Here is a 23,983-nt window from a genome sequence, read left to right as displayed (position 1 = left end):
CTCCGGCCGAACGGCGGCGGTCAGCCGGCCGCCTTGTCCGCCGCTGCCCTGATTGCCTCGATGTTTGCCCGATAGGCTGCGACGCTGCCGCCCTTGAAAATGGCCGCACCGGCGACCAGCACGCTGGCGCCGGCGGCGGTGACCAGGGGCGCAGTTTCCGGCGAAATGCCGCCGTCGATCTCGATCCGGATCGGCCTGTCACCGATCAGCGCCTTCACCCGCTTCACCTTGTCTACGACCGCCGGAATGAAGGCCTGACCGCCGAAGCCCGGATTGACCGTCATGATCAGGATCAGATCGAGCCGGTCGAGCACGTATTCGATCATCGTCTCCGGTGTCGCCGGGTTGAGCGACACACCGGCCTTCTTGCCAAGGTTTTTGATCGTCTGCAGCGAGCGGTCGAGATGCGGCCCGGCTTCGGCGTGCACCGTGATGCCGTCGCAGCCGGCCTCGGCGAAGGCGGCCAGATAGGGGTCGGCGGGGGCGATCATCAGATGGCAGTCGAAGAAGGCCTTGGTGCGGTTGCGGATCGCCTTGATCACCGGCGGCCCGAAGGTGATGTTGGGGACGAAATGCCCGTCCATGACGTCGAGATGGATCCAGTCGGCGCCGGCGGCCGCCACCGCCTCGACCTCGTCGCCGAGCTTCGAGAAATCGGAAGCCAGCACCGATGGCGCGATCAGGGTTTTTTTGCTCATGACGCGGTCTTCCCGAACGCCTCGGTTTACGGCCCCTCTGTATCGCCTGCCTAGACCATGAGTCGAGTCCGGAAAGTGGAAGCCGGTTTGTCCTTCCGCTGATGCCACGGCTTCAGGTTTTCGCTGCTCTTTCATCTGCCAGCCAAAGAAAAACCCGCCGGATCGCTCCGGCGGGGTTTTCTTGATCGAATGATCACCGTTTTGAAGTTCGCGTGCGATCCTATTGCTCGAGCTGCGGCTTGCGCCTTGGCAGCTGCTGAAGAACATCTGGATTCAGCAGCAGGCTCGGTTTGCGGATCGGCTGGCACTGGCCATTAATCGGCCGCGCGCCCGGTGCGCACTCCAGCCGCGGTTTGCGGCAGGCGCCGTCGCGCAGCTCTGTCCCACGCGGGCAGACGCAGACGCCACGCTTGTTGTGGATCTGACCAGGTATCGAGCACTCCACCACAACAGGCTTCTTGCGCCTGCAGGCATTGCCTTGCACTTCCGTGCCTTTTGGGCAGACGCAATCGCCTCCGGCGTCGTGGATCTGGCCGCGGATGGTGCACTGCTCCGGCTTCGGCTGGATTGGCCGGCAGACATTGCCCCTGACTTCCGTACCCCGCGGGCAGACGCAATCGCCAGCGGCGTTATGGATCTGGCCCCGAATGGTGCACTGCTCGGGTTTCGGCTGGATTGGCCGGCAGACATTGCCCCTGACTTCCGTGCCCCGCGGGCAGACGCAATCGCCTGCGGCGTTATGGATCTGGCCCCGAATGGTGCACTGCTCGGGTTTCGGCTGGATTGGCCGGCAGGCATTGCCTTTGACTTCGGTGCCCCGCGGGCAGACGCAATCGCCGGCAGCGTCGTGGATCTGGCCACGGACGGTGCACTGCTCGGGCTGCGGCTTGCTGCCCACGCAAGCGCCGTTCTCCAGCTCGGTTCCGCGCGGACAGACGCAGCGTCCGTCTTCGGTACGGATCTGGCCTTTGAGCAGAACGCAAGGTTTTGGCTTCGGCACGATGACCGTGCCGCCCCCGGAAGAGCATTGGCCATTGCGGAAGGTCGTGCCGGGCGGGCAGACGCAGTTGCCGGCGTCGTTCATGACGAAGCCTTGCGAGCATTCCTTCTTCACCTCATTCCTGATGGTGAAGGGATGGCAGGCATAGGCCTTGCCGCGATCACCCTGCACGTCGGCCGCACCGCGGGACAGCACGTCGCCACCGCCTTGCACCGGCGTGTTCGGGGACAGCACGCCGACACAGTTCTGGCCGTTGACAGTGCCCTGCAGATTGGCCAGACGGCCATCGTCCGGAATGATCACGGTCACCGTGTGCACGTGGCTTTCCCCGGCGCCGAGCGTGAGTTGGGCGATGCAGGACAGAGGCAAGATTGCCGGCTCCGGCGAGCAGCCGAAGGGCGGATCGATCGAGGTAATCGCAACGCCTTCCAGCCGGCCGAGGCCTTCGACGCCGATCGCATCGCCGAGGCGAACCGGACCGGAGAAGGCGCTCGCGCCATCGTTCGTGATGGCGATCTCGAACGAGCAGGGCTGGCCGGGCTTGCACTCGGCATCGCCGGTCTTCTCGACGCGGATGGTCGAGGCGCCGCCGCCCTTGGCGCAGGCCTGGCCGATCGGATAGACGATGTCGTCTCCCGGAGCCGGGCCGTAGGAGCCGCGTGCGCAGTTCTCGAATTCGCCGTTCGCGGCAACCGTCACGTCGAAATGGCGGCTGGTTCCAGGCGTCATGACGGCGCCGGCAAGCTGGCACGACAGCGCATTGGCCGGAACCGGTCCGCAAGTCCATTCCGCGCCGTCTGGGGTGACGGTCTGGATCTGGACCGGCGCTCCGCCGGCTATCAGCGTCGCGGCATCGTTGACCCGTACCGGACCGGTCGGGGCAGTGGTGCCGAGGCTGATGACGGTAATGCGGCAGGAAACGACCGCAGCACCGGCCAGCGAACCATTGCAAACCTTGGTGATGCGCAGGGCCGGCTGGCCGGCATTCGGATGACGGATGCGTTCCTTGGTGCAGGCCCTGTTGTTGGTGATGTCGTTCTCACCGGGAATAGCCTTCACCTCGGCGCAGTTCTCGACACTGTCGGGCCGGTAGTTGGCCGGCATCACCGCCCTGACGAAGATCGGCGTCGAGGCGCCAGGCAACAGCACGATGCCGGCATTGTCGCAGCGGAACTGGCCGGGGCCGTTCGGTCCGCATGTCCATGGCGGCGTCGGGCCGAAGGTCGAGGATGCCGGCACGCCGCCCGGATAGGTGTCGACGACCGTCAGCGGCCCATTATAGGGGACGCTGCCATTGTTGATTATGTCGACCACGAAGGTGCAGACGCCATCGGCCGAACAGAATTCGGTGCGGGCGCGCTTCTTCAGGATCAGGTCGACCTTCTTCTCCACCGGCGGCCGGCAGTTGCGGTCACGATCGCCACGCCGGCAGACCGGGATCGAAGCACAGCCGCGATCGTTTTGCTGGCTGCCGAAAAGCGGCTTGCCGCTGGCGCCGTAATTGTAAGTGGCGCAGTTGCGCAAGGCGCTGCCTCGCCAGCCTGCGGCCGGCTTGAAGCCGAGCTTGAGGTCGACAGAGGCACCCGGATTGAGCGTGGTCACCGGATGAGTGCAAATCATCGGGGTGGTTCCAGGCGCGCAGACCCAAGGCGGGTTCGGCCCTGAATCGAGGGTGGAGCCGGCCGGCAGGGTGACTTCGTTGAGCACGATCTTGCCGTGGTAGGGTGCATCGCCGACATTGGTGACCCTGATGGTGAAGTCGCAGCCGCCGCCCATCGTGCAACGTTGCACGTCGGCGCGCTTTTCGACTTTCAGATCCGGTTCCTTGTCCTTCGGTGGGCAGCGCTGATCACGCGGGATGACGATATCGACAGTTTGCGTACAGCACAGGTCCCAGCCCTCCCTCGGGCCGGCATAGGTTTCGATACCGGTGACGATGATGTGGATGACGTCGCCGGGTGAAGCGCCGACGATCTTCCAATTGAGCACACCGCCGCCGGCCGGCACCAATTGCGTGTCGGGAATGATGGTGATGCCGGGTGTCGTCGTCGAAAGCTGCACCCATTTGCCAGCCATCTCTGGGCCGACCGGCATGTGGTAGATGAAGGCGCCGCCGCCGGGCACGCAATCGACCGTGCCGCGCTCCACCTTGAAGCATTCCTTGCCGGGAGGTGGAGGCGGCGGGTTGCACCTGGTGACGTCGATCTTGATCGACGTCTTTGCACCCGTGAGATAATTGCCGTCGTCCGGCTTGCCCGGATCCTGCGACGGGATTTCGACGCCGGCGCCGCGTTCGCGGCTGACCTTGACCACGCCCTGGTTGTGAACGGTCGTCGGCGACGGAAACGCCGCATGGTCAATCCTGGCGGTGATCTGGAACGTGACGACGCGCTCGTTCGCAGCGCCGATGCCGTCGAGATCGCTGGCGGAAATCCGGAAATCGGACACCGTCGCGGTATCGTCCGGTGTAGCCGAACTGCTGATCGCAGCACCAGGCAGCGGTCCGCCGGACGCATCGGTGCCGTCGCCGGTCACATGCACGCCGACGATGCGCAGGCCGTGCGGGAGCTGGTCCCTGAAATCGAGCCTGACCTTTTTCAGCATGGCGGCGAGGTCCGGGCTGGCAAAATCCTGCGGATTGCCGCGCAAGCCAAAGCTCAGCGAGTATACGACATAGTCGCAGCCTCTCTGGGTGCCTTTCTTGGTGAAGAAGGGCACGATCCGGCCCGGCTCCGGATTGACGATGCGAGGATTGTCGAAATCGAGCCTGGGATCTGGAACGGCAGTGTAGATGCCCGCATCGGCAGGCTTGGTCTTGGCCGGAGCAAGGTCTTCAGCGAAGCCTTGCAGCGGGCTCAGCATGGCGACCGCGATACCGGCCGCCATCAGCCAGCGCGCGCCGCGCCTGGCGAGTGACAGGGGTTTCATGATGGTCTCCATGACGATAGATTGTCTGCCGGTTGATTGGCTGCTCGTCGCATGCGGGGAAAGTGCAAGATTGCTCATCTTCCCCTCCTCACGGTTCGCAGCTGACGGCTGGGGTTCTGAGCCGCACGGTCATCTTGCAGCAAGGGTAGTAGCCACCCTTGTCGCTATCGGACTGCCTGTAGAAGCAGAGCCCGACATCGACCGTATCGCCAGGATAATGGCCGGTGATGCCGATCGTGAATGGCGCGCCGGGTGCATGCGACAGGGGTGAAGCCACCCCGACGCCAGGCGTCCTGGACAGAGCCTTGATCGAATCGCCGCCAAAGCCGGCATGGTCATGGAGATAGAGATCGGCCTCGAGGCCGGAGGGCGTGCAGAAATACCTGACATCCTCGACATCGAGGCAAGGAGGCAGATTGCCGGGAGGCGGAAAGTCCGGCGGATAGAACGGCGGCAGATAGCCGCCCGGCACCTGCTCATAATAGCCGGCACGGCCTTCGCAGGGGCGCCAGATCTCGATGTCGCCGACATGGCCTTCGACTTCCGGGTCTTCGAAATAATTGTCGAAGTCGACGAACCACGAGCCGAAAGGCGGCATGTTGGCCGGCTTGACCAGTGCCGTCGGCGTGATTTGCACGCCGTGCACGGCGAGCGGCCCGCCAGCTGCGAGTTGTTCGGCAAGCTCCGGGTTGTCGCGCAACTTGTCGCCGGTATCGACCAGCGTGTCGGTGCAGACGCCGGTATCGAGATTGCCTTCGGCATCGTAGCCATATTGCAGGTCAAGGCCGCCGGCCGACTGTCGGTTGTCTTGCGGGAAGCCGACCGCATATTCCTGCGGCACTTCCACCCAGGCCGATTCCGTCGCCGGATCGTCCGGATTTTCGCGCCAGTGGCGGATGACCTCACCCTTGCCGGAATCGGCGAACTGGCTGTAGTCGTAGCGGTTCTCCACCGGGCCGCGCTGGGCCAGGTATATGAAGCCCTTGTTGTCGAAGGCGATGTCGGTGACAGCGTAATCCTTGTCGGCCTTGACCGTCAGTTCCCAGCGCGGGTCGCCGGCGAAACTGCCGTCGCCGGCAATGCCCACTGACCAGATCTCCGCCTTATCACCGACCGAATAATAGAGCCGGCCGCCACGATAGGCGACCGACCAGACGCGGCGCTCGTCCTGCGTGTAGCCCCAGCTGTCGGGGTCCTCGCTGTCGAAGGCAGCACCCTGGATGTCAATCACCGAGCCGTCGTCGGCAACGGCGGCAAGCCCGTGCGCCGGGCGACCGGCTATGCCGTGGTCGAACGTGTCGAGCAGCGCGCCATTGGCGTTGATGCGGTGGATGAGGCCGGTGTCGAGATCGCTGGCGAAGAACTGGCGGTGGATATTGTCGAAAGTGACGTCGCCGATGCCGGGACCGCTATTGGCGTCGATATCGGCGAATTTCGAGACGGCGCCGGTGATGCCGTCGATCTTCCAGATCGTTCCGGGGCCGCCGCCGTTTTCGGTGCCGAACTGGCCGTCCATGAAGACAGCGTCAGCCGTGCCGCGGCGCTGCCGCTCCGGCCGGCCGTCGGCGTCGCCGTCTGGCGTGACTATGCGGATGCCGTGCAGCGACGTGGCGCCGGCATAGAGGTTTGGAATGGCCGATGGAACGCCGTCGCGCACGCCGTCGTCGTAGGTGATGCCGAACACCTGGCCGATTAGCCCGGCCGTGACCTCGAACGGTGGCGGGGTGAAGACCAATTGGCCAGACGCCGGCCCGCCCAGCCTTGAGACGTCGAAGATGCGCAAGGTCGCGCGCGCCGTGTCGATGAAGGTTTCGTCGACGGGATCGACGCCCGGCGGCAGGCCTTCCTCGAAATTGGGAATGATGGTGCCGGAGAATCCGGTCATTGCCATCGAGCCGGGATAGATGATCCGGGTTTCCTGAGCCTGGGCCGAGCCACCGAGCCAGAGCCCAGCGGCGAGCGCCAGGATCGACAATCCGCTGGCAGCCTCGATGGCGCGGCGCAAACGGCCGGCACGAGAGCGCACGAACGCGCCGTGGTCGCAAGACATGGATCTCCCCCCACAGGTCATGGGAGAAACATCCGGTCCCGGCGCGCAAATCAGGGCAAGGCGCGGCGTTCCGGCACGTTCGTCCCTGATCGAATTGTCTGCTTTCCTCAACGTCACGATACGCCTGCGTCCGCGCAGGGTCAACGGAACCGGCGAAAAGCCCAGCGCATCAACCCGGTCCCGAAGGCGATGGTCGCGCTGAGCTCCTGCTGTTCCCGGAGACCATGGAGCCTCTGGATCTGTGGTCATGGGGCTTTCCTTTCCGGGGCCGCACCACGCGGCACCTGAGCGTCAGTCGCGGGGCGAGGCGGAAAGGTTCATGGGCCGGGGCCGGGCCGGCTGGATCACCGTCGGAAAATACGGGCCTGCCGGTCCCGAATCCGATCAACCGCGATGAATGGTGAACGCCTTGCGCAGAATGCTTGCGCGCCACGCAGCCTGTTCTTATATACGCGCCAAGCCGTCCAGCGCCGAATGCCGGTTGCCGGAGCGGAATTTCTTGTGAACAGGGGCTTTCGTCGGAACGCCTGTACGGGTCCTGAGAGCCTGCTTAGCGGAGAGATTAGAGAAATGGCAAAAGTAATCGGTATCGATCTGGGAACAACCAACTCCTGTGTCGCCATCATGGACGGCAAGGAATCCAAGGTGATCGAGAATGCGGAAGGCGCCCGCACGACCCCTTCCATCGTCGCCATCAACAGCGACGGCGAGCGCCTCGTCGGCCAGCCGGCCAAGCGCCAGGCGGTTACCAATCCTGAGAACACCATTTTCGCGGTCAAGCGCCTGATCGGCCGCCGCTACGACGATCCGGTGACGGAGAAGGACAAGAAGCTTGTCCCCTACAAGATCGTCAAGGGCGACAATGGCGACGCCTGGGTCGAGGCCGGCGGCAAGAAGCAGTCGCCTAGCCAGATCTCGGCGATGATCCTGCAGAAGATGAAGGAAACGGCGGAGGCCTATCTCGGCGAGAAGGTCGAGAAGGCAGTCATCACCGTTCCGGCCTATTTCAACGACGCCCAGCGCCAGGCGACCAAGGATGCCGGCAAGATCGCCGGCCTCGAAGTGCTGCGCATCATCAACGAGCCGACGGCGGCAGCACTTGCCTATGGACTGGACAAGAAGGAAGGCAAGACGATTGCCGTCTATGACCTTGGCGGCGGCACGTTCGATATTTCGGTGCTCGAAATCGGCGACGGCGTGTTCGAGGTGAAATCGACCAATGGCGACACCTTCCTCGGCGGCGAGGATTTCGACATGCGTCTGGTCGAATATCTGGCGGCCGAGTTCAAGAAGGAACAGGGCATCGACCTGCGGAACGACAAGCTCGCCCTTCAGCGCCTCAAGGAAGCGGCTGAAAAGGCCAAGATCGAGCTGTCGTCCACCACGCAGACCGAGATCAACCTGCCCTTCATCACCGCCGATGCTACCGGCCCCAAGCACCTGACGCTGAAGCTGACGCGGGCGAAGTTCGAGAGCCTGGTCGAGGATCTCGTCCAGCGCACGATCGATCCTTGCAAGGCGGCACTCAAGGATGCCGGCCTGAAGGCCGGCGAAATCGACGAAGTCGTCCTGGTCGGCGGCATGACCCGTATGCCCAAGATCCAGGAGATCGTGAAGCAGTTCTTCGGCAAGGAGCCGCACAAGGGCGTCAACCCGGATGAGGTCGTCGCGTTGGGCGCCGCTATCCAGGCCGGCGTGCTGCAGGGCGACGTCAAGGACGTGCTGCTGCTCGACGTGACGCCGTTGTCGCTCGGCATCGAGACGCTGGGCGGCGTGTTCACGCGGCTGATCGAACGCAACACGACGATTCCGACAAAGAAGAGCCAGGTGTTCTCCACGGCCGAGGATTCGCAGTCGGCGGTGACCATCCGCGTCTTCCAGGGCGAGCGTGAAATGGCCGCCGACAACAAGGCGCTCGGCCAGTTCGATCTGGTCGGCATCCCGCCTGCGCCGCGCGGCGTGCCGCAAATCGAGGTCACCTTCGACATCGACGCCAACGGCATCGTCAACGTCTCGGCCAAGGACAAGGGCACCGGCAAGGAGCACCAGATCCGCATCCAGGCGTCCGGCGGCCTTTCGGACGCCGACATCGAGAAGATGGTAAAGGACGCCGAGGCCAATGCCGAAGCCGACAAGAAGCGACGCGCGCTGGTCGAGGCCCGCAACCAGGCCGAGGCGCTGGTGCATTCCTCGGAGAAGTCTCTGAAGGAATACGGCGAGAAGGTTTCCGAGGCCGACCGCACGGCGATTGCCGATGCGATCGCGGCGCTGAAGACCGCTGCCGAAGGCGACGATGTGACCGAGATCGAGGCCAAGACGCAGACGCTCGCCGAAGTCTCGATGAAGCTCGGCCAGGCCATGTACGAGGCTTCACAGAAGGAAGCCGCCGAGGCCGACGCCAAGGCTGATGCCGCCAAGGACAGTGACGTCGTCGATGCCGACTTCGAGGAAATCGACGAAGACGACGAGAAGAAGAAGTCGGCCTGAACCGCCTGACGGTACAGGTAAGGGAAAAAGCCCGGCGCACAGCCGGGCTTTTTTGCAACCCTTTGCCGGAAAAACGCTGAGCTGCCCGAAAAAATGCGGACAAAGCCTCGTAGACACTGGCATCGCGGCTCCATCACACCTAAATCGGAACAGCGTGCCGGCAAACGACGCAACGATGCTTCAAGACGTTGACTATCCGGACTGCGGGAAAACATGAAAGCTGATTTTTACGAAACGCTAGGCGTGCAAAAGGGCGCCGACGAGAAGGAGCTCAAGAGCGCTTTTCGCAAGCTCGCCATGCAGTTCCATCCCGACCGCAACCCAGGCGACCATGCCTGCGAGCACAAGTTCAAGGAAATCAACGAAGCCTACGAGACACTGAAGGACCCGCAGAAGCGCGCCGCCTATGATCGCTTCGGCCACGCCGCCTTCGAGCACGGCGGTATGAATGGCGGGGCGCAAGGCTTTGGCGCCGGCGGCTTCGCCGACATTTTCGAAGACATTTTCGGCGACATGATGGGCGGGCGCCAGCGCCGCTCGTCCGGCGGCCGCGAGCGCGGCGCCGACCTGCGCTACAATATGGAAATTACGCTGGAAGAGGCATTTTCCGGCAAGACCGCGCAGATTCGGGTGCCAGCCTCGATTTCCTGCTCGGAATGCTCGGGCAGCGGCGCCAAGCCTGGCACCCAGCCCGTCACCTGCTCGATGTGCAACGGCCACGGCAAGGTGCGCGCCACGCAAGGCTTCTTCTCGATCGAGCGCACCTGCCCGCAATGCCAGGGGCGCGGCCAGACCATCAAGGATCCGTGCCCGAAATGCGCCGGCCAGGGCCGTGTCACCGAGGAGCGCTCGCTGTCGGTAAACATCCCTGCCGGCATCGAGGATGGCACCCGCATCCGGCTGGCCAATGAGGGCGAGGCCGGCCTGCGCGGCGGCCCGTCGGGCGATCTCTACATCTTCCTCGCGGTCAAGCCGCACGAATTCTTCCAGCGCGACGGGGCCGATCTTTATTGCAAGGTGCCGATCTCGATGACGACGGCAGCGCTTGGCGGCTCGTTCGAGGTGACGACACTGGACGGTACCCAGACGAAGGTGAAGGTGCCGGAGGGCACCCAGAACGGTCGCCAGTTCCGCCTCAAGGGCAAGGGCATGCCTGTGCTTCGCCAGCCCAATATCGGCGATCTCTACATCCAGACCGTGGTTGAGACGCCGCAGAACCTTTCGCGCCGTCAGCGCGAATTGCTGGAGGAATTCGAGCAGCTTTCCTCAAAGGACAATTCGCCTCAGTCGAGCGGATTTTTCGCCCGCATGAAAGACTTTTTCGAGACGTTCGGCGAGCACTGAAGCTGATCCCTGGAAACGCTTCCCGAGCGTCATCAACACCTTATCCGGGGATTCGCCTTGTCTTGCACCTCGTAACTGCTAAGTAGCATCCGAGGGAGCGTTGAGGAGGACTTTCAATGACGCGTAGTCCCGGACTGCGAAAGACGCTGGCGGAAAAGTTCGACGACGAGCTGAAGTTCTTCAAGGGCTGGATCGACAAGCCGAAGGCGGTCGGTTCGATCGTCCCGACCAGTTCGATCACCGCAGGCAAGATGGCCTCGATCGTCGATCCGACATCCGGCCTGCCGGTGCTCGAGGTCGGGCCCGGTACAGGCGTCATCACACGCGCCATCCTCGCCCAGGGCATTAAGCCTGAGAATCTCTACGCGGTCGAATATTCCACTGATTTCGTGCGCCATCTGCGCCAGCTTTATCCAGGCGTCAACGTCATCGAGGGCGACGCCTTCAATCTCGACGCGACGCTCGGCGACAAGCGCGACCTGATCTTCGATTCTGTGATATCGGGCGTGCCGCTGCTCAATTTCCCTGTCGCCCAGCGCATCGCCTATGTCGAGAGCCTGCTCGACCGTATCCCGGCGGGCCGGCCGATCGTGCAGCTGACTTACGGGCCGCTGTCGCCGATCCCGCCGGGCCGCGGCGACTATACGGTCGAGCATTTCCATTTCGTCATCCGCAACATTCCGCCGACGCAGCTTTGGATCTACCGACGCGGGGCCGCATGAATTGAAGCGTTGGGTTTGAATAGCACTTGTCTTATACCGTTCGGGTGACAAGGCGGACCCATGGCTGTGATCCCGAAAATTCTCGTCGTCGCCGGTTCGGTGCGCAGCGGCGCCTATAGCGGCAGGACCGCCGACGTGGCACAGAAGGAACTTGCCATGCAGGGCGCCGAGGTGACCCGCATCTCGCTCGCCGACTATCCGCTGCCGATCCTCGACCAGGATTTGGAAAAGGACGAAGGCATTCCCGAAAACGCCGTCAAGCTCGGCCGGATGATCGCCGCCCATGACGGGCTGCTGATCGCGACGCCCGAATATAACGGCTCCATTCCGCCGCTGCTCAAGAACAGCATCGACTGGGTGAGCCAGCTGCGCAAGGATGGCGGCCGGACGTTCAGGCCGCTTGCCGGCAAGGTCGCCGGCCTCTGCTCGTCTTCCAACGGACCCTTCGGCGGGATACGCTGCATCAACCATCTGCGCGCCGTTCTGGTACGCTGCCGGATGGAGGTGGTGACACCGGAATGCTCGGTGCCGGAGGGCGGCTACGCCTTCGACGACGAGGGCAAGTTCAGGGACGAGAGACTACGCCAATCGATGGAGCACCTATGCCGAACGCTGATCGAAACCTCGCGCATGCTGTCGACGCGGATCGAGGCATGATCCCGGACGCCGCGCATGCCGACACGATGCAGGAAAGGCTGATCGTCGGCCTCGACCTGCCGACGCTGAAGCAAGCCGAGAAAGCGGTGCGCGAGCTCGACGGGATCGTCTCCTTCTACAAGATCGGTTACCAGCTCGCGTTTGCCGGCGGGCTCGACTTCGCCCGCGAGCTGGCCAGCGGGGGCACCAGGATCTTTCTCGACATGAAGCTGCTCGACATCGACAACACCGTGGCCAAGGGCGTCGAAAACATCGCCAGGATGGGCATGAGCATGCTGACGATCCATGCCTATCCGAAGACGATGAAGGCGGCGGTCGAGGCCGCCAGGGGCAGCGACCTTTGCCTGCTCGGGGTCACCGTGCTGACCTCGATGGACGAGCAGGACGTGATCGACGCCGGCTATGAATATGATCCGCATACACTGGTGCTGAGGCGCTCCGAGCAGGCGCTGCATGCCGGCATGGGCGGCATCGTCTGCTCGGCCGAGGAAGCTGAGGCGGTGCGCCGCATCGTCGGCCCCGACCTGGCGGTTGTGACGCCGGGAATCCGGCCGAAGGGCAGCGACCATGGCGACCAGAAACGCGTGGTGACGCCGGCGCAGGCGATCCGCAACGGCTCCAGCCACCTCGTCGTCGGCCGGCCGATCGTCGGTGCGGCCGACAGGCGGGCGGCAGCGGAAGCGATCCTCGATGAAATGCGCTCGGCCTGAGGACCAATTCCGAAACTGGCTCCGGCGGCCGTCTGACGGCGTTTTCTCCGCTTCCGGTGCTCACGTACTTTAAGTGCGCTCCGCTCCGGCACTCGAAAACACCCCCAGCCATCTCACCGGAGCGACTTTCAACATCGGTCCGCGCACGGCCAAAAACCAGGAGAAATACCATGCCCAAGGGATACTGGATCGCTCGCGTCGACGTGCGCGATGCGGAAGGCTACAAGGACTATGTCGCAGCCGCCAAACCGGCCTTCGACCGCTTCGGCGCCAAGTTCCTGGCGCGTGGCGGCGCGCATGAGAAGGCCGAGGGGCCGGGCCGCGACCGCAACGTGATCATCGAGTTTCCGTCGCTTGCGGCGGCGCATGACTGCTACCACTCGCCCGAATACCAGCGCGCCGTCGCGATCCGCCAGAAGGTGGCCGAGGGCGAAATCGTGCTGGTCGAGGGGATTTAGGCGAGAAGCCGGTTCGCCGCTGCCTCCGCCATCGCGTCGGCGAGGCTCAAGCCCCATTGCTGGCGACAGTAATCGCGGAAATCGAAGCAGGGCAGGCCGGGGCAGACCTCGAACTCGATGAGGTGGACGCTGTCGTCGGCTTCGACCCGGAAATCGATGGAAAACACATCCCGCAGGCCAAGCCCGACCATCAGGCGTTCGGCGATGCGACGGATTCTTGCATCGGCTTCAGGCTGGCTGCCGGCGACCGGCAGCAGCACCGGCTCGGTATATTTTCCCGAAGCTTTCGCCGCTGCGCCGGCATCGCTGTAAAGCGCCAGGCTGTCCTGCATGGTCTGGAAGTCGCCGCCCGAATCGACAAAGGCGATGCCCAGCGCCTCGACGCCGGTATCCGGCCTCAATCCGAGAAAACTGGCGCGCGCGTTGCGGCCGGCGACATAGGGCTGGACGATGACATCGTCGCGATAGGCGGCGAAGACGCGCCGGCTAAGCTCCAGCGCGTGGCCGAGATCGTGGCAGTGCGAATCTGGCCAGATGCCGATCTTGGCGCCGAGCCGGTTCGGCTTGACGAACCAGCCGGTGGGCGAAGCCGGCGGCGCGACCAGCCAGGCGCCGTCACGGGCAAGGCCCGCCTGCGGCACCGGCAAGCCGAGCGCGCCGAGCACGGCGCCGGACCGGAACTTGTCCTGACAGAGCGCGAACAGCGCATCGTCGGCGCCGATCGCCTTGAGGCCATTCAGCCGTGCCAGAGCCGGTGCCGCGCCGCCGCGGAAATAGGCGACGCCGTCGGTCAGCGTCCAGACAAGCGTGGTCTTCGGGTCCTCGCCGCCGAGAAGGCTTGCGGCGTCGTCGAGCGCCAGCGGGGCAAATGACAAGCCGCGCTTCAGGCAAGCGGCGGCAAGTGCGTCGAATTCAGCAGCGAAGTCGGTCGATTGCGCCAGATAGGAGGCGATTTCGGCGGCACGCTCCGGCACGTGGTTATCGGCGACCAGCCGATCGAAGCAAGCCTTTTCTGGCTCGTAGACAAGGATCAGCTTCGGCTCGCGGCTTGACATGATCGAAACGATTTCCCGGCAGCACGATTGCCTAAAGCAATTCCAGGAAAAGTGTGAAACGGTTTTCCGTCCGGAATTGCGTCAAAACAAAGAGATAGAGCGTTTCAGCGTTCCCGCGAAACGATGAACCGTTCTAGCATCGCACGGCGAATGCATTCGGCTTTCGCGGAACCGACGTCAGCCGGACGCCTGCACGACAGCAACGGCGCCATCTTCCTGGTTGACCATGATCTTTTCCGAAAACCGGTTCCCACTTTTCGGGATCATGGTCTAGCCAATCAGCACGCGTGGCTCGAAGCGACCATTGACTGGAATGTCGAGCATGAATGTCATGCCGGCTTGCGGGTCGAGCAGGCGCTGCTTCTCGCTTTTGCCCGACCAGGCGGAGGTGACCGCCAGCCGGTCGGCATTCCTGCCGACGAAAGCCGGACAGGAAGGCTGCGTCGCCGGCATCGCCACCGAACGGACGAGCTTGCCGTCGGGTCCATAGGCTTCGACGACGCTGCCGCCCCAGCAGGCGTTCCACAATATGCCGTCACGGTCGAGCACCGAACCATCGATATAGCCCTTGGCCGAACGGTGGTCGACGAAGACCTTCGGTTCGCCAACCGGCAGTCCGGTCACCGGATCGCAGCCGACGCGCATCAACAGCCCGGTGCTGGTGTCGGTGTAATAGGCGATCGTCCCATCCTCGGAAAAGCAGATCGAATTGGGCACCGTGACGTCGGCATAGAGCCGGCGCAGCTCGCCCTTGAAGAACCAGTAGATCGAACCGGCACCCTTCTCCTCGCCCTTGCCCATGGTGCCGACCCACAGCGCGCCGCAAGGGTGAACGCGTGAATCGTTCGAGCGGGTGACCGTATTGTCGGCCTCGATCGGCGTGTGCAGCGTCAGCTTGCCGGTCGCGACGTCGCGGACATGCAGACCGGTCTCGGTGGCGATCAGCTGGCGTTGGTCGTCGATGATGCAGATGGCGCTGGCCATCTGACCGAGCTCGTGGATTTTGACAGCACCGCCCGACAGGCGCTGTTCGAGGAGCTGGCCGTTGACGATGTCGAACCAGTAGAGCGTGTCGGTGGCAGGGTCATAGCTTGGTCCCTCGCCGAGTTGGCAGACATGGTCGGAAAAAACCGAAACAATGGTCTCGCTCATCATGCCGCTCCAAACGCCGCGTCCCAGGCCTGAACTGCGGCTTTCGCTCGCGCTGCCACTTCGTCGACGCTCATGCCCGGCTTGAAGAGGCTGGAGCCAAGACCGAAGACGCTGACGCCGGCTGCCTTGTAGCCGGCAAAATCCTTATCTGAAACGCCGCCGACCGCGCCGACCAGCACACTGGCCGGCAGCACCGCGCGCATCGCCGAAATGCCTGCCGCGCCAAGCACGCTCGCCGGGAAGAATTTCAATGCCGAGGCGCCGAGCCGGATTGCTTGAAATGCCTCGGTCGGCGTGAACACGCCGGGCATCGTCACCATGCCGTAGTGCATGGCCCGGCCCATGACCTCGGCATCGATATTGGGGCTGACCAGCAGCCGCCCGCCGGCCTTGTGCAGGCCGTCGACATCGGCGGCGCTGAGCACCGTGCCGGCACCGACCAAGGCTGTTGGAGGAAGCGCTCCGACAATGCTGGCGATGGAGGCGTAAGGATCGGGAGAGTTGAGCGGCACCTCGATCGCTTCGACACCGGCGCCGAAGATCGCCTGGCCGATCGCCACCGCCTCGCTTGGCTTGAGGCCACGCAGGATGGCGACCAGACCCCGCTCGAGCTTTGGAAAAGGTGCGGTTTCGGTCATGCGGCAACTCCATTTCCAGCGATCATGCCATTTTCGCGCGCGGCTTCAGCAAGACCGGCACGCACCGCCTCGTCGGCGTCGACTACCCTGACCGCGAGCCCGGCAAGGCCGAGGGCGTCGGCATAGAGCTTGCCGAGTGCGCCCGACGCGATCAGCACGACGGGCACGGCACTCGCCCCATAACGGCGACTTGCCGAAGCGATCTCGCCGCCGATCAGCAGGCCGGACAGGCAGGCGGCGGCATCCTCGGGCTTCAGATCCTGCAGCAGGCTGGCGGCGCGGATCGAGAACAGTCTTGAACCGATGTCACCGCCTTCGGCCAACGCCTTCAGGCACCACTCCCGAAAAAATGGATTTTCGGCGGCAACCGGCTTCGGCGGCTCGCCCAGCGAATGGCGCAGGATCGAGTGCGCGGCCAGCACCGAAAACAGCTCGCCGGTCGGCCAGGTGCCGAAACCGGCAACAGAGCCGTCCTCGACCAGCACCCATTTCGAATGGGTGCCAGGCATGCAGACGAGATGGCGTCCCTTTGCCGGCAAACCGGCGCCGGCAAGCTGCGTCTCCTCGCCGCGCATGACATCCGGGGCGTCGGCCAGACGCTGGGCAAGGCCGGGCACGATGCGGACGTCGCGGCGCTGGCCAGGAATGCGGGCAGCGCCGGCGAGAATAGCGCCGATCGGCGCCGGCACGCTGACATAGGTTGCCTCCAGCCAGCCCTGGCGCGAACCGGCCATGCCGCAAATGATGACCGGCAGCGCCTCGGCTGCGCCCAAGGCAGCCAGATGCCCTTCGAGAATGGACGAAAATCCTTTAGCCTGGGCGGTGATCAGCCCGTCATCGCCGCGCCGCTCGGCGAGAACCTTGCCGGCGCCGTCGAGCAGCCAGACCCTCATGCGGGTGGTGCCCCAGTCGACGGCCGCGACGGAAGCTGCCTTGCTCGATGAGATCACAGGAATCCCCCATCGACGATCAGCATCTGCGCGGTCAGCATGCGTGAGGCATCCGACGCCAGGAACAGCACGGTGCCGACAATGTCTTCCGGCTGCATCACCTCTTTGATGCACTGTTTGGCGACATGAGCGGCGAGCGCTTCTTCGGTGACCCAGAGCTTTCTCTGCCGCTCGGTGATCACCCAGCCGGGCGCGATCGCGTTGACACGGATGCCGTCGACGCCGAGCTTGCCGGCAAGACCCTTGGTGAGACCGACGATGCCGGCCTTGGCGGCGGTGTAGGCCGGCATATCGGGATGGTTGATGAGAAACGACGTCGAGGTGAAGTTGATGATCGAGCCGCCGCCGGCCCGCTTCATGCCCGGCGCCACCGCCTGTGCGCTGAAGAAATGCGGGCGCAGGTTGATGGCATGGTTGTTGTCCCAGAACTCCACCGTGACGTCTTCGACGGCATGACGGTCATCCTGCGCGGCATTGTTGACCAGCACCGTCACGTCGCCATGCGCCTCTGCAGCTTTGCCCGCCGATAGCCGCAACGCCTCGATGTCGCGTATGTCGGTCTTGAGATAGACCGGCCGCCGGCCCAGCTCCTTCTCTAACCGATCGGCCAGCGCCAGGCTCGCACGGTCGGCAATATCGATGAAGGCGACGTTTGCCCCCTGGCGGACAAAACCTTCGGTCAAGGCAGCACCAATGCCGGAGCCGCCGCCGGTGATCAGCACCGAAGCGCCTTCGAGGTCGGCAAAGCGTGCCGATGGCATCATGAAATTCTCTCCCGGTCCAATGATCTCGGTCGGCCGGCGCGCATCCTATCCAGCCGTGTCGGGCGGGCAAGGGCGAAAGAGTGGATTGTCAGGACTTATGTCCGACAAAAGGCCGCACGGGCCGCCGATCGATCAGCTGCCCAGCCGGACGCGGTACAATTCGACTGCGGCTCCGCTGGTCCCGGCAACCGGCTCAAGCCATTCCGGCACGCTGCCGCGCATCAGCCCGGCAAGAAAGCCTGCCGGCGCCTTGGCTGCGAGGAGCTTGCTTTCGGCGCTGCCGGGGCACAGCGCGACGAGGCCGACGTGATGATCCGCCACGACCGTCCTGGCATCGGCATCGGACCCAAGGAAGGCATCGAGCGCCAGCAGGTTGCCGGCGACATTGCGATGATAAGGCCCGGCGAAGACGCGATGTCCGGAATAGGCCAGGATAGGCGATCCGAGATTGGAAATTGCCAGCACGGTGGTGCCGGGCAGGCGGCCGAGTGCCGCAAAGGAGGCCATGCGCTGGCAAGCGACATCGGCGCCGTCGCCATTATCGGCGGCGGTATTGCTGTCCTCGAAGGCGACCGAGGTTGCCGCGGCAGCCCCAGTCCAGACGGCATTCACTGAAACCAGCCAGACGGCGGCCATGCGCAGCGCCACGCCGCGCGACGGGCTGACCTCTGCCCGTTGACGCCATTTGGCAATCCAGGCGGCAAGCGGGATGACGGCGAAGGCGATCGAGAATGTCGAACCGCGCACCTGCCAGGCACTGACGATGAAGGCCACGACAAGCAGCGCGCCGACAAGGCTGTCCTGCCGCCGCCAGCCGCCACGGCCAAGGCGAAGCGCCATCAGCACGAGCGCGATGAGCGGCGTGGCATAGCGCGCCACCACCCCGGCCGGATCTTCAGCGAGCAGCTTGAACAGCGACTGCGCCTCGTCGATGTGATCAAGCCATAGCTCCTTGAGGCGCGGATCGAGGTTGGCGTAGGGCGCTGCCAGGCATTGTGGGAACAAAAAGACGATGACAGCGGCCAATACCAGGGCAAGCAGGCCAAGCGAGGCGATGCGCCGTTGGCGCGTGCGGCCGGCGGGCTCGATCGACGCTATCGCCGCAAGGCCGGTTCCGGCAATCGCCGCGACGACGAACTGCACGGCCGAGAAGGCGTCGCATTGCGCCTGACCCCAGGCAGACGGCGCAATGGTGGCGACAAAGACGAGAGCGGACACGCCGGCAAAGCCGAGGCCGAAATCCCGGGCGATCAGCCTCTCGCCATTGGCGCCGAGGGCGAACAGCATGGCAACAGAGGCGCCGATGGTGGCCACATAAGGCGCGGTCTCCATGCCGACGGCCAGCATCAATCCGGTGCACAGGCCGGAGAGCAATGCCGCCGGCCTGCGCGTTGGCGCTTCAAGCAACAGGCTCAGGCTGGCCATGCTCAGCATCAGCTGGACATTGTGGTGATCGAGCGCGCCAGGCGAAAAAATGCCGAGGAAATACAGTGCGGCAGCGCCGATCACGACAGCGGGCAGCACGGCGCTGTCACCGGCAAAGCTGCGCGCGGCGCGAGCCGTGAAAAATACGGTCAGGCAGAAGAGCAGCGCCGGCCACAGCACTTGCGCAACATTCTCGGCAAAGGCCGCGCTGCCGGTCAGGGCCGATACGGCGATGATGATGGCGGCGATCGGCGCATCGACCAGCCGCGACCAATGCATGACGAAACCGCCTTCCAGGCCCATCCTGTACTGGTGGAGATCGAACCACCTTTGGCCGGCCAGCATGTCGCGAACTTCGACGAGGCGCAGCAGATTGTCGTTGTCGCCGCCGGCATTGGTCAGTGCCGGGAAGCCGGCAAAGGCATTGACGGCAAGCGCCAGCGCCGTGGCAAGCAGCGCCAGCGCGATATCGGACCTCCAAATGGAGGCGCCATCGTCGGCTGTGCTCATATCGGGACCTTTGGAAGGAATACGGTGCGGTTTAAACCTAGCCTTAACAGCTTCAATAAATAGTAAAGCCGCCCGAGCGAGGCCGGCGTTTGAGCGGTCAGGGGCCTTACAGGGCATCCGGAGACGAAAATGCCACAAGAAGTGCGCCATGAGCCGAGCATCGCCGTGCTCCTGCCTTGCTACAATGAGGAGCTGACGATCGGCGAAGTGGTGCGGCGCTTTCGCGAAACGCTGCCTGCCGCCGCGATCTATGTCTACGACAACAATTCGCGCGACCTGACGGCGCTCCGAGCCCGCGCCGCCGGCGCCATCGTGGTGCGCGAGCCGCGCCAGGGCAAAGGCAATGTCGTGCGCCGCATGTTCGCCGACATCGAGGCCGACATCTACCTGATGGCCGACGGCGACGGCACCTATGCGCCGGAGGACGCGCCGCAACTGATCAACACGCTGCTGACCGAGCGCTCCGACATGGTGGTGGGCACCAGGCGCGGCGTCGCCAACGACGCCGGCAGGACAGGCCACGCCTTCGGCAACCGCATCTTCAACAGCCTCTACAAACGTTTGTTTGGCTCGGACTTTACCGATATCTTCTCGGGTTACCGCGCCTTCACCAGGCGCTTCGTCAAGAGTTTTCCCGCCGTTTCCGGCGGTTTCGAGATCGAGACCGAAATGTCGGTGCACGCCTCGCAGCTCAAATTGCCGGTCAGCGAGATCGGCCTCGACTATGGCCGCCGGCCGGAAGGCTCCTCGTCGAAGCTGTCGACCTTTCGCGACGGCGCGAAGATCCTGTGGATGTTCGCCATGCTGATGAAGGAGACGCAGCCGCTGCGTTTCTTCGGCGCTTTTTCGGTGTTCTTCCTGGCATCAAGCCTGTTTCTGATGGCGCCGGTGCTGATCGAGTTCGCCGAAACCGGGCTTGTGCCGCGCATGCCGACGTGGGTGCTGTCGGTCGGGCTGCTGCTGCTGTCGATGCTGGCGGCGGTGACCGGGGTAATCCTCGATTCGGTGTCGCGCGGCCGGGCCGAGCAGAAGCGCATCTTCTATCTGTCGATGCCTTCCGGCCGCGTCGAACGCGAACGCGCAAGTGCGCTCGCGACTTTGAAGACCGGACCGCGCAAGACCCCGCGGGCGGCTTAGAGCCCTAAATGGGACGCCTCGCCCGCTTCATTGTCGCCGGCGGTATCGGCTTCGTCGCCGACGCGGCGGCGCTTTGGCTGGTGTTGGCGATAGCGCCGCTTGGCCCCTTCGCAGCCCGAATCATCTCGATCGGTTTTGCCTTGTCCGTCACCTGGCTGATCAATCGCCATCTGACCTTCTCGCCTTCCAGCCGCGGCGTCGCGCAAGAGGGCGCACGCTATGGCGGCGTCGGCATCGCCACCAGCCTCGTCAATTATCTCGTCTATTGCGCCATGCTGTTCGCGCTGCCGATGGTGCCGCCGCTCGTCGCCCTTGCGGTCGCCTCGCTGGTTGCCATGGCGCTGTCCTTCCTCGGCTATTCCAAGCTGGTCTTCGACCGCTGAACGCACATCGCATTGGGGTCTGCGCCAGAAGCGCAGCCTCATCATGACCTTGGCCGATTGGCAGAGGCCGCCGATTTCCTTATATCGCTCTCGTCGATGCATCGGCCCGAAAAATCGGAATCGATTTTCGGAAAGCGCGATGCATGGATTCAAAGTGTTGGAGCGTATGTGCGTCCGGGTGGACGCACGTTCGTTGCAACTGCGCCGGAGAGCACCCATGCCCCTGAAAGTCGCCGTCCAGATGGACCACATCTCTACCGTGTCGATTGCCGGCGACACGTCGTTTGCGCTGTCGCTGGAAGCGCAGCGGCGCGGGCACCAGCTGTTCCACTACACGCCCGACCGGCTGTCGCTGCGCGAAGGCAAGGTGTTTGCCCGTATCGAGGCGATGCAGGTCCGCGACGAGAAGGGCAACCATTATTCGCTGGGCGAGAAGGTGCGCACCGATCTTGCGGAGATGGACGTCATCCTTTTGCGGCAGGATCCGCCCTTCGACATGAACTACATCACCACCACGCATATCCTCGAGCGCATCCATCCGAAGACGCTGGTGGTCAACGACCCGGCCTGGGTGCGCAACAGCCCGGAAAAGATCTTCGTCACCGAATTTCCCGACCTGATGCCGGACACGCTGATCACCAAGGACCCGCTCGAGGTCGCCGCCTTTCGCAAGGAGTTCGGCGATATCATCGTCAAGCCGCTCTACGGCAATGGCGGCGCCGGCATCTTTCACCTGCACGAGGCCGACCGCAACCTCGCCTCGCTGCTCGAAATGTTCGGCCAGTTGTTCCGCGAACCCTACATCGTGCAGCGCTACCTCAAGGAGGTGCGGGGTGGCGACAAGCGCATCATCCTGATTGACGGCGAGCCTGTCGGCGCCATCAACCGCGTGCCGGCCGAGCATGATTCGCGCTCCAACATGCATGTCGGCGGCCGCGCCGAAAAGACCGAATTGACGGAACGCGAACGCGAGATCTGCGCCCGCATCGGCCCCGCGCTGAAAGAGCGCGGCTTCATCCTCGTCGGCATCGACGTCATCGGCGACTACATGACCGAGATCAACGTGACCTCACCGACCGGCATACGCGAAGTGCAGCGCTTCGGCGGCGCCGACATCGCCAGCCTGTTCTGGGATGCCGTGGAGGAGAAGCGCAACTAGCGTACATTGCTTCTGGAAGCGGCCGCGTTGCAAACCATTGCAGCCGTGGCGCTCAGCTGTTCCCCAAATGTTCTTGCCTTCGCCGGTAATCTGTGGTTGTCTCCGGTGACGCCGTTCGCGGCATGATCGCAAAGGCTTGGGGCAAAGCCTGCATCCGGGGTGAAGACATGGTGGCGCGGGTTCGCACGGTTGCTTTCCAGGGCATTGAGGCCGTGCCGGTCGACGTGCAGGTGATGATCGCGCCGGGCAAGGTCAACATGCACATCGTCGGGCTGGCCGACAAGGCTGTCGCCGAAAGCCGCGAGCGGGTGCAGGCAGCGCTGCATGCATCCGGCCTGTCGATGCCGTCGAAGAAGGTCACCGTCAATCTGGCGCCGGCCGACCTGCCCAAGGAAGGCAGCCACTACGATCTGCCGATCGCCCTCGGGCTGATGGCGGCGCTCGGCGCCATTCCGGGCGACATGCTGGCCGGCTATGTCGTGCTTGGCGAATTGTCGCTCGACGGCACCATTGCCGCGGTGGCCGGCGCGCTGCCGGCGGCGATCGGCGCCAATGCCGAAGGCAAGGGCTTGATCTGCCCGTTCGCCTGCGGGCCGGAAGCGGCGTGGGCCGGCAAGGATTTCGACATATTGGCGCCGCGCAGCCTGATCGCCATCGCCAATCATTTTCGCGGCACGCAGGTTCTGTCGCGGCCGGAAGCCGGCATCCATGCCGCGGCGCGCGACCTGCCCGATCTCGCCGATATCAAGGGCCAGGAGACCGCCAAGCGGGCGCTGGAGGTGGCGGCCGCCGGCGGCCACAATCTTTTGATGGTCGGACCGCCGGGGTCGGGAAAGTCGATGCTGGCGCAGCGGCTGCCGTCGATCCTACCGCCGCTGGCGCCCAGGGAATTGCTCGAAGTCTCGATGATCGCCTCGGTGGCCGGCGAACTCGGCGAAGGAAAACTCACCGACCGGCGGCCGTTCCGCGCGCCACATCATTCGGCCTCGATGGCGGCGATGGTCGGCGGCGGTCTGCGCGTGCGGCCGGGCGAGGCCTCGCTTGCCCATCACGGCGTGCTGTTCCTCGACGAGTTCCCCGAATTCTCGCCGCAGGCGCTCGATGCACTGCGCCAGCCGCTCGAGACCGGCGACTGCATGATCGCGCGCGCCAATCATCGCGTCACCTATCCGGCGCGTATCCAGCTGGTCGCGGCGATGAACCCGTGCCGTTGCGGCATGGCCGGCGAGCCGGGCTATCGCTGCCTGCGCGGCGATCGCTGTCGCACCGACTACCAGGCGCGCATTTCCGGCCCGCTGCTCGATCGCATCGATCTCAGGATCGAGGTGCCGGCGGTCTCGGCCAGCGATTTGATCCGGCCGGACCGGGCCGAGAAAAGTGCCGCCGTCGCACTACGTGTTGCCCGCGCCCGTACGATCCAGCGCGAGCGCTTCGAGCGGCTCGGCGCGACCGCCACCACCAACGCCCATTGCTCGCCGTCAGTCATCGAGGAGATCGCCATGCCCGATGCCGCCGGCCTGTCGCTGCTCAGGGACGCCAGCGAAAAGCTCGGCTTTTCCGCACGAGCCTATCACCGCGTCTTGAAGGTGGCGCGGACCCTGGCCGATCTCGAGGCCAGCGAGACGGTCGGCCGCATCCATCTGGCCGAAGCGATTTCCTATCGCATGAGTTCGGAACGGATGGCGCAGGCGGCGTGACGTTCCCCTCCCCCTTGAGGGGAGGGGGGCCGCGAAGCGGCCGGGTGGGGTCGCCGGTG

Annotated in this window: 19 protein-coding genes; 10 read left to right on the top strand and 9 right to left on the bottom strand. The window is 64.3% G+C overall.

Annotation, left to right across the window (positions count from 1 at the left end; all coding sequences use genetic code 11):
• Window positions 1–20 precede the first annotated feature (20 nt).
• The 3 genes from rpe to NKH90_RS21930 all read right to left on the bottom strand — a co-directional run bounded on the left by rpe (window position 21) and on the right by NKH90_RS21930 (window position 6,676).
• The gene (gene rpe, locus NKH90_RS21940; RefSeq protein WP_352684086.1) at window positions 21–698 is read right to left on the bottom strand and encodes a ribulose-phosphate 3-epimerase; all 678 of its coding nucleotides are present in this window, start codon (window positions 696–698) and stop codon (window positions 21–23) included.
• 220 nt (window positions 699–918) lie between these two features.
• On the bottom strand, window positions 919–4,704 hold the full coding sequence (locus tag NKH90_RS21935; protein ID WP_352820824.1) for a DUF7929 domain-containing protein: 3,786 nt from the start codon (window positions 4,702–4,704) through the stop codon (window positions 919–921).
• Between the two features lie 10 nt (window positions 4,705–4,714).
• Window positions 4,715–6,676, bottom strand: a complete 1,962-nt coding sequence (locus NKH90_RS21930; RefSeq protein WP_352820822.1) for a hypothetical protein — start codon at window positions 6,674–6,676, stop codon at window positions 4,715–4,717.
• Window positions 6,677–7,246: 570 nt separating this feature from the next.
• Here NKH90_RS21930 and dnaK point away from each other — a divergent pair.
• The 6 genes from dnaK to NKH90_RS21900 all read left to right on the top strand — a co-directional run bounded on the left by dnaK (window position 7,247) and on the right by NKH90_RS21900 (window position 13,054).
• Complete coding sequence (dnaK, locus tag NKH90_RS21925; RefSeq protein WP_023679851.1) at window positions 7,247–9,163, top strand: molecular chaperone DnaK; 1,917 nt, start codon at window positions 7,247–7,249, stop codon at window positions 9,161–9,163.
• A gap of 213 nt (window positions 9,164–9,376) precedes the next feature.
• Window positions 9,377–10,507 (top strand): molecular chaperone DnaJ, encoded by a 1,131-nt coding sequence (gene dnaJ, locus NKH90_RS21920; RefSeq protein WP_023679852.1) that lies wholly within the window; start codon window positions 9,377–9,379, stop codon window positions 10,505–10,507.
• Between the two features lie 116 nt (window positions 10,508–10,623).
• Window positions 10,624–11,229, top strand: a complete 606-nt coding sequence (pmtA, locus tag NKH90_RS21915; protein WP_023679853.1) for a phospholipid N-methyltransferase PmtA — start codon at window positions 10,624–10,626, stop codon at window positions 11,227–11,229.
• Between the two features lie 60 nt (window positions 11,230–11,289).
• Window positions 11,290–11,886: an NADPH-dependent FMN reductase gene (locus tag NKH90_RS21910; RefSeq protein ID WP_352457268.1), complete on the top strand. Its 597-nt coding sequence runs from the start codon at window positions 11,290–11,292 to the stop codon at window positions 11,884–11,886.
• Complete coding sequence (gene pyrF / locus NKH90_RS21905; protein WP_352684079.1) at window positions 11,883–12,596, top strand: orotidine-5'-phosphate decarboxylase; 714 nt, start codon at window positions 11,883–11,885, stop codon at window positions 12,594–12,596. The genes NKH90_RS21910 and pyrF overlap by 4 nt, the downstream gene beginning before the upstream one ends.
• A 170-nt stretch (window positions 12,597–12,766) precedes the next feature.
• Window positions 12,767–13,054, top strand: a complete 288-nt coding sequence (locus NKH90_RS21900) for a DUF1330 domain-containing protein (RefSeq protein WP_023679856.1) — start codon at window positions 12,767–12,769, stop codon at window positions 13,052–13,054.
• Here NKH90_RS21900 and NKH90_RS21895 read toward each other — a convergent pair.
• From NKH90_RS21895 to NKH90_RS21870, 6 genes are all read right to left on the bottom strand, one after another.
• Window positions 13,051–14,109 carry a D-alanine--D-alanine ligase family protein gene (locus tag NKH90_RS21895; RefSeq protein ID WP_352820818.1) on the bottom strand — a complete coding sequence of 353 codons (1,059 nt, stop codon included), beginning with the start codon at window positions 14,107–14,109 and terminating at the stop codon, window positions 13,051–13,053. The genes NKH90_RS21900 and NKH90_RS21895 overlap by 4 nt on opposite strands.
• Window positions 14,110–14,379: 270 nt before the next feature.
• Entirely contained in the window at window positions 14,380–15,261 is an 882-nt protein-coding gene (locus NKH90_RS21890) for an SMP-30/gluconolactonase/LRE family protein (RefSeq protein ID WP_352449619.1), read from the bottom strand.
• Window positions 15,261–15,899: a 2-dehydro-3-deoxy-6-phosphogalactonate aldolase gene (locus NKH90_RS21885; RefSeq protein WP_352820815.1), complete on the bottom strand. Its 639-nt coding sequence runs from the start codon at window positions 15,897–15,899 to the stop codon at window positions 15,261–15,263. Before NKH90_RS21885 ends, NKH90_RS21890 begins: the two co-directional genes overlap by 1 nt.
• Window positions 15,896–16,846 carry a 2-dehydro-3-deoxygalactonokinase gene (locus tag NKH90_RS21880; RefSeq protein ID WP_502898866.1) on the bottom strand — a complete coding sequence of 317 codons (951 nt, stop codon included), beginning with the start codon at window positions 16,844–16,846 and terminating at the stop codon, window positions 15,896–15,898. Before NKH90_RS21880 ends, NKH90_RS21885 begins: the two co-directional genes overlap by 4 nt.
• On the bottom strand, window positions 16,846–17,613 hold the full coding sequence (locus NKH90_RS21875; protein WP_352820813.1) for an SDR family NAD(P)-dependent oxidoreductase: 768 nt from the start codon (window positions 17,611–17,613) through the stop codon (window positions 16,846–16,848). Before NKH90_RS21875 ends, NKH90_RS21880 begins: the two co-directional genes overlap by 1 nt.
• A 132-nt stretch (window positions 17,614–17,745) precedes the next feature.
• Window positions 17,746–19,548, bottom strand: a complete 1,803-nt coding sequence (locus NKH90_RS21870) for a GtrA family protein (RefSeq protein WP_352771020.1) — start codon at window positions 19,546–19,548, stop codon at window positions 17,746–17,748.
• Between the two features lie 129 nt (window positions 19,549–19,677).
• Here NKH90_RS21870 and NKH90_RS21865 point away from each other — a divergent pair, with 129 nt between their 5' ends.
• From NKH90_RS21865 to NKH90_RS21850, 4 genes are all read left to right on the top strand, one after another.
• Window positions 19,678–20,685 carry a glycosyltransferase gene (locus NKH90_RS21865; protein WP_352472814.1) on the top strand — a complete coding sequence of 336 codons (1,008 nt, stop codon included), beginning with the start codon at window positions 19,678–19,680 and terminating at the stop codon, window positions 20,683–20,685.
• Between the two features lie 8 nt (window positions 20,686–20,693).
• Window positions 20,694–21,068: a GtrA family protein gene (locus NKH90_RS21860; protein ID WP_352472815.1), complete on the top strand. Its 375-nt coding sequence runs from the start codon at window positions 20,694–20,696 to the stop codon at window positions 21,066–21,068.
• Between the two features lie 217 nt (window positions 21,069–21,285).
• The gene (gshB, locus tag NKH90_RS21855; protein ID WP_352491152.1) at window positions 21,286–22,227 is read left to right on the top strand and encodes a glutathione synthase; all 942 of its coding nucleotides are present in this window, start codon (window positions 21,286–21,288) and stop codon (window positions 22,225–22,227) included.
• 167 nt (window positions 22,228–22,394) lie between these two features.
• Complete coding sequence (locus NKH90_RS21850) at window positions 22,395–23,924, top strand: YifB family Mg chelatase-like AAA ATPase (protein WP_023679867.1); 1,530 nt, start codon at window positions 22,395–22,397, stop codon at window positions 23,922–23,924.
• Window positions 23,925–23,983 lie beyond the last annotated feature (59 nt).

Origin of the sequence: Mesorhizobium sp. M0898 (assembly GCF_040319695.1) — a bacterium.
Lineage (GTDB): Bacteria > Pseudomonadota > Alphaproteobacteria > Rhizobiales > Rhizobiaceae > Mesorhizobium.
The sequence above is the reverse complement of the archived record's forward strand: the minus strand, read 5'-3'. Positions and strand labels throughout refer to the sequence as shown.

What these genes read in the sequence shown, in the direction of transcription:
- NKH90_RS21860 (WP_352472815.1), top strand. Translation starts at nt 20,694, where the DNA reads ATGGGACGCCTCGCCCGCTTCATTGTCGCCGGCGGTATCGGCTTCGTC.
- NKH90_RS21890 (WP_352449619.1), bottom strand. Translation starts at nt 15,261, where the DNA reads ATGAGCGAGACCATTGTTTCGGTTTTTTCCGACCATGTCTGCCAACTC.
- gshB (WP_352491152.1), top strand. Translation starts at nt 21,286, where the DNA reads ATGCCCCTGAAAGTCGCCGTCCAGATGGACCACATCTCTACCGTGTCG.
- NKH90_RS21885 (WP_352820815.1), bottom strand. Translation starts at nt 15,899, where the DNA reads ATGACCGAAACCGCACCTTTTCCAAAGCTCGAGCGGGGTCTGGTCGCC.
- NKH90_RS21910 (WP_352457268.1), top strand. Translation starts at nt 11,290, where the DNA reads ATGGCTGTGATCCCGAAAATTCTCGTCGTCGCCGGTTCGGTGCGCAGC.
- rpe (WP_352684086.1), bottom strand. Translation starts at nt 698, where the DNA reads ATGAGCAAAAAAACCCTGATCGCGCCATCGGTGCTGGCTTCCGATTTC.
- NKH90_RS21900 (WP_023679856.1), top strand. Translation starts at nt 12,767, where the DNA reads ATGCCCAAGGGATACTGGATCGCTCGCGTCGACGTGCGCGATGCGGAA.
- dnaK (WP_023679851.1), top strand. Translation starts at nt 7,247, where the DNA reads ATGGCAAAAGTAATCGGTATCGATCTGGGAACAACCAACTCCTGTGTC.
- NKH90_RS21930 (WP_352820822.1), bottom strand. Translation starts at nt 6,676, where the DNA reads ATGTCTTGCGACCACGGCGCGTTCGTGCGCTCTCGTGCCGGCCGTTTG.
- NKH90_RS21865 (WP_352472814.1), top strand. Translation starts at nt 19,678, where the DNA reads ATGCCACAAGAAGTGCGCCATGAGCCGAGCATCGCCGTGCTCCTGCCT.
- dnaJ (WP_023679852.1), top strand. Translation starts at nt 9,377, where the DNA reads ATGAAAGCTGATTTTTACGAAACGCTAGGCGTGCAAAAGGGCGCCGAC.
- NKH90_RS21875 (WP_352820813.1), bottom strand. Translation starts at nt 17,613, where the DNA reads ATGATGCCATCGGCACGCTTTGCCGACCTCGAAGGCGCTTCGGTGCTG.
- NKH90_RS21870 (WP_352771020.1), bottom strand. Translation starts at nt 19,548, where the DNA reads ATGAGCACAGCCGACGATGGCGCCTCCATTTGGAGGTCCGATATCGCG.
- NKH90_RS21850 (WP_023679867.1), top strand. Translation starts at nt 22,395, where the DNA reads ATGGTGGCGCGGGTTCGCACGGTTGCTTTCCAGGGCATTGAGGCCGTG.
- pmtA (WP_023679853.1), top strand. Translation starts at nt 10,624, where the DNA reads ATGACGCGTAGTCCCGGACTGCGAAAGACGCTGGCGGAAAAGTTCGAC.
- pyrF (WP_352684079.1), top strand. Translation starts at nt 11,883, where the DNA reads ATGATCCCGGACGCCGCGCATGCCGACACGATGCAGGAAAGGCTGATC.
- NKH90_RS21895 (WP_352820818.1), bottom strand. Translation starts at nt 14,109, where the DNA reads ATGTCAAGCCGCGAGCCGAAGCTGATCCTTGTCTACGAGCCAGAAAAG.
- NKH90_RS21935 (WP_352820824.1), bottom strand. Translation starts at nt 4,704, where the DNA reads ATGAGCAATCTTGCACTTTCCCCGCATGCGACGAGCAGCCAATCAACC.